At 59.5% G+C, this 1,980-nt stretch carries 1 protein-coding gene; it reads left to right on the top strand.

Translation table 11 applies throughout. From position 1 onward, the window contains the following. The first annotated feature begins 194 nt into the window (after positions 1–194). The gene (locus AC2FPW_RS01510) at positions 195–1,973 is read left to right on the top strand and encodes an ABC transporter ATP-binding protein (RefSeq protein ID WP_496812352.1); all 1,779 of its coding nucleotides are present in this window, start codon (positions 195–197) and stop codon (positions 1,971–1,973) included. The last annotated feature ends 7 nt before the right edge of the window (positions 1,974–1,980 follow it).

Genomic DNA, 1,980 nt, shown 5'->3' with positions numbered 1-1,980 from the left:
CATTAGCCGTTCAATAGCGGTATTGGCTTGGTTGAGTTTTTTGGTTTTGGTTGCGGGTTTGGTGTTGAGGTCTTATTTAGCGTGTTTGGATGTTGGGATGGGTTGGTCTGCCGCAGGGTTGCATCTGTCCTTTAGGCGCGGCGGGATATGGGGTATCTGGGCGTGCGCACCGTTTCACGGATTTGGAGAACGCAATGATGAAGCGCGCCTGGAACAAGTGGCGATCGGGCTATATGGGCCGGCTTGTCGGTGAGAGCTTTTATGCGCAGGGCGGGCTTTACGGCGTTGCGATCCTGGCGATGATCGCGGTGGCGGTCACCACCGCCGGCTCGGCTTACATGATGGAATATATCGTTGATGCCATGACCAGCCCGGAATTGCGGGGATGGGCGCATGTCATTGCGCTGGGGGTTGTGCTTCTGTTCCTGACCAAGGCGGTGGCCTCGTATATTCAGGCCGTCTTTCTGGCGCGCGCGGGCAACCGGATTGTGGCCCAGCAGCAGGAGAAGCTGTACCGCAAGCTGGTCCGGCACGGGGTGTCGTTCTTTTCGACCAATGAATCATCGGATCTGCTGATGCGCACGACCAATGGCGCGCAATCGGCCCGGGGCCTGATCGATGTTCTGGTCACCGGGTTTGTCCGCGATGCCCTGACCCTGGTCGGCCTGATTGTGGTCATGGTGTATCAGCAGCCGGTCCTGTCGGTGATGTTCTTTGTGGTGGGCCCGGTTGCCCTTCTGGGGGTGCGGTATCTGCTGAAAAGCGTCCGCTCGATCATGCAGGCCGAGTTCAAATCGCTGGCCGAGATCATCCGGGTGCTGCAGGAGACCTCGGCGGGGATCAAGGTGATCAAGGTGTTTGCGCTTGAAGATCGCATGATCGACCGAATGGAGACCGCGATCCGGAAGGTCGAACAGCGCTCGAACGACATCGCCCGGCTGCAGGCCATTGCCAGCCCGCTAATGGAGTTTCTGGCCGGTCTGGCGGTTGCCGGGGTTCTCATTGTCAGCACGATGGGCATCGCGGGCACCGAACAGCCGACCGCGGGTCAGCTGATGTCCTTCATCACCGCTTTGCTGATGGCCTATGAACCCGCCAAGCGCCTGTCCAGGATGCGGGTCCAGATTGAAACCTGCATGGTCGGTGTCGGCCTGTTGTTCAGCCTGCTGGATCAGGAGGACACGATGGTGGAAAGCCCCCGGGCCCGTGACCTGAGTGACGGCCCCGGACAGATCACGCTGCGCAATGTGACCTTTGGCTATCAGGGCACGGTGCCGGTGATCGACAACATGAGCGCCACTTTCGAGGCCGGGAAAACCACGGCCCTTGTCGGCCAGTCCGGTGGTGGCAAATCCACGTTGTTTGGCCTGATCATGCGGTTTTACGACCCCGATCAGGGCAGCGTCGAGATCGATGGCCAGGACCTGAGGGATGTCAGCTTTGCCTCGCTGCGGCGGAAAATCTCGTATGTCGGTCAGGACACGTTCCTGTTCTCGGCCTCGGTGATGGACAACCTGCGCTGCTCGGCACCCGAGGCGAGCGATGAAGAGGTGATCGCGGCAGCCCGGGCCGCACATGCGCATCAGTTCATCACTGACCTGCCGCAGGGCTATGAGACCCCGGTGGGCGAAAACGGAACCTTTCTGTCGGGCGGTCAGAAACAGCGCATCGCGATTGCCCGTGCCATTCTGCGCAAGGCCGAAATCCTGCTGCTGGACGAGGCCACAAGCGCGCTGGACGCGGAATCGGAATCGCTGGTCAAAGAGGCGCTGGACGCCCTGACACAGGATGTCACCGTCATCGTCATCGCCCACCGCCTGTCAACCGTGCTGGAGGCAGACAAAATCATCGTCATCCAGGACGGCGCTATCGCCGAACAGGGAAACCTCGACCAACTCATGCAGAAAAACGGACCCTTCAAAAACCTCTTCGACCAACAGTTCAATAAACACAAACAAAAAGTCGCTCAGTAATGAGAGG

This window comes from Ruegeria sp. SATB027, from assembly GCF_059613825.1.
The sequence above is the reverse complement of the archived record's forward strand: the minus strand, read 5'-3'. Positions and strand labels throughout refer to the sequence as shown.

Coding starts and splice junctions, on each gene's coding strand:
- AC2FPW_RS01510 (WP_496812352.1), top strand. CDS start 195: ATGATGAAGCGCGCCTGGAACAAGTGGCGATCGGGCTATATGGGCCGG.